A 2,237-nucleotide genomic window follows, 5' to 3' on the forward strand; every position below is an offset into this window, starting at 1 on the left:
GGCCGGGGCGGCGGCGGGCGGCGGCACGGCGCAGCCCGCGAGGAAGGCGGCGGCGGCGGTCGCGGCGGCCACGGCGGCGCGGTGCAGGACCGGCGCGGGCGTCGGCGCGAGGGCCGGAAGGTGCTTGTTCATGGTGAAGATCTCCTTCGTGGAAAGGTGGCCCGTCGGGTCACGCTCTACAGACGATTACTTCTCGACGATTTTGAAATTGGCGACGCCATAGACGTCGTCGCAGGGGGTGCCGGGCGCGCACACCGGCTTGCCGAGCAGCGGCGAGGGGCCGCTGCCACGGGTGGCTTCGAGGGCCGCGAGCACCGGCAGCGGGAACTGCGGGAACACGCCCTCGTTCTGCACGCCCGAGGCGCCGAAGTCGCGCTCGTGCTCGCTGACGAGCACCGCGAACTGGTTGGTCCCGGCGGGCCCGCCGGCCTCCATCGGCCACGAGGCACGCGGCAGCGCGAGGGGGCTGCCGGCGGTGATCTTGTTGTACTTGTCGAGCAGGTTCGGGAACAGCAGGAACATCTCGCCGCCGCTGGACAGCAGGAACACGTAGACGTAGCCGTCGCGCTTGCTGCGCACTTCGAAGGCCAGCTTGTCCTTGCCGATCGCGACCTCGGGCTTCTTCGCCGAGGCCGTGACATCGAAGCCGGCCGCGGCGCCGCCGGCCAGCGACTGCAGCGATTCGAGCGCCGTGCGCGGTGCCGGGGGCGGCGCGGGCGGAGGGGGTGGCGGAGGCGGCGGTGTCTGCGCGACCTGCTGCGTGTCGCCACCGGATGGCGGCGGCGCGCTCGCGATCGGCGGCGTGTCGCCATGGCCGCGCCCCTGGAACCACCACCAGCCGCCGCCGGCCGCGGCCGCGAGCAGCGCCGCCGAGACCAGCGCCACGGCGGTCTTGTTGCCACCGGCGCGCGCACCCGCCGAGGGTGCCGGCGCGGGCGGCAGCACCACCGTCTTGCCGCCACCGCCGCTGCGGCTGTTGGGCCCCGGCGCCGCCGACGTGCCGCGCGCGTGCTGCGAGGGATGCGCGGGCGGCGCGATGCTCTGGCTGGTCTCGAGCCCGAGCGCCGCGCGCAGTTCGGCCATCGACTGCGGCCGCGCCTCGGGCCGCACGCCGAGCCCGGCGTCGATCGCCTCGAGCAGCTGCGGGCTGTAGCGCTGGCGCAGGATCTCGTTGCCCGCGAGCGGCACGTAGCTGTCGGACAGGAGGCGCGCCACCGACGGCGGCGGCGCGCGGCCGCACACGGCCACGTGCATCACGGCCGCGAGCGCATAGACGTCGGTCCATGCGCCCTGCGACATGTCGGGCATCTCGGCGTACTGCTCGATGGGCGCATAGCCCGGCTTGAGGATCACCGTGATCGCCTGCGTCTTGTCGGTGATCACGCGCCGCGCCGCGCCGAAGTCGAGCACCACCGGCCGGCCCGAGCCTTCGAGCAGGATGATGTTGTCGGGCGCAATGTCGCGGTGGTAGCAGTTGGCGCCGTGCATCACGCCCAGCGCCTGCGTGACGCCGTCCATGATGCGGATGAGCCAGGCCTCGTCGACGCCCGCGGGGATCGACACCAGTGCCTGGCGCAGGGTGTCGCCGCGGTAGAAGGGCATCACCATGTAGGTGGTGCCGCGCTCCTGCCAGAAGCGGTAGACCTTGAGCAGCGAGGGGTGGTCGAACTGGGCGAGCAGGCGGGCTTCGTTGATGAAGCTGCGCATGCCGAGGTCGAAGGTCTCTCGGTGGCGTTCGGAGAGGGGGACGACGCTGCCGTCGTTCTGGCGGGTGGAGAGGGATGAGGGGAGGTATTCCTTGATCGCTACGACGCGTTCGAGGGTGTGGTCCCAGGCTTCGTAGACGACGCCGAAGCCGCCCTGGCCTATGACTCGGGTGATCTCGAATTCCGCGAGGCGGCTGCCTACGGGGAGGAGGCCGGCTTCGTGCGTTCCTGCTTGCGACGGGCCTGTGGTGGGGTTCGTCGGTGGGTTCGTTGGCGCAAACAGCGGGCTGCTGGTGCGCGTGGGTTGGCCGGACGTGATGACCGTGGCGCTGTCGTCCAGGGGCGTGGTTCGGGGGACGACTCTTGTGCGGTCGTCGCTGCCTTCGGGTTTGGTTTCTTCGGTCATCGGGTCCTCCGGGCCTCTTCGGGGCTTGCTCCTGGCGGGAGGCTGTCGGCCGGGTCTCGCCCCGGCGGGCGACCTACTTTCTTTTGCTTCGCCAAAAGAAAGTAGGCAAAGAAAAGGCGACCCCA

At 71.4% G+C, this 2,237-nt stretch carries 1 protein-coding gene; it reads right to left on the reverse strand.

Going from position 1 to position 2,237, the window contains the following annotated elements; genetic code table 11:
• Positions 1–186 precede the first annotated feature (186 nt).
• Positions 187–2,112 (reverse strand): protein kinase domain-containing protein, encoded by a 1,926-nt coding sequence (locus ACODT0_RS42240; protein WP_489044028.1) that lies wholly within the window; start codon positions 2,110–2,112, stop codon positions 187–189.
• Positions 2,113–2,237 lie beyond the last annotated feature (125 nt).

The sequence above is a fragment of the Variovorax sp. FG153 genome, from assembly GCF_057809595.1.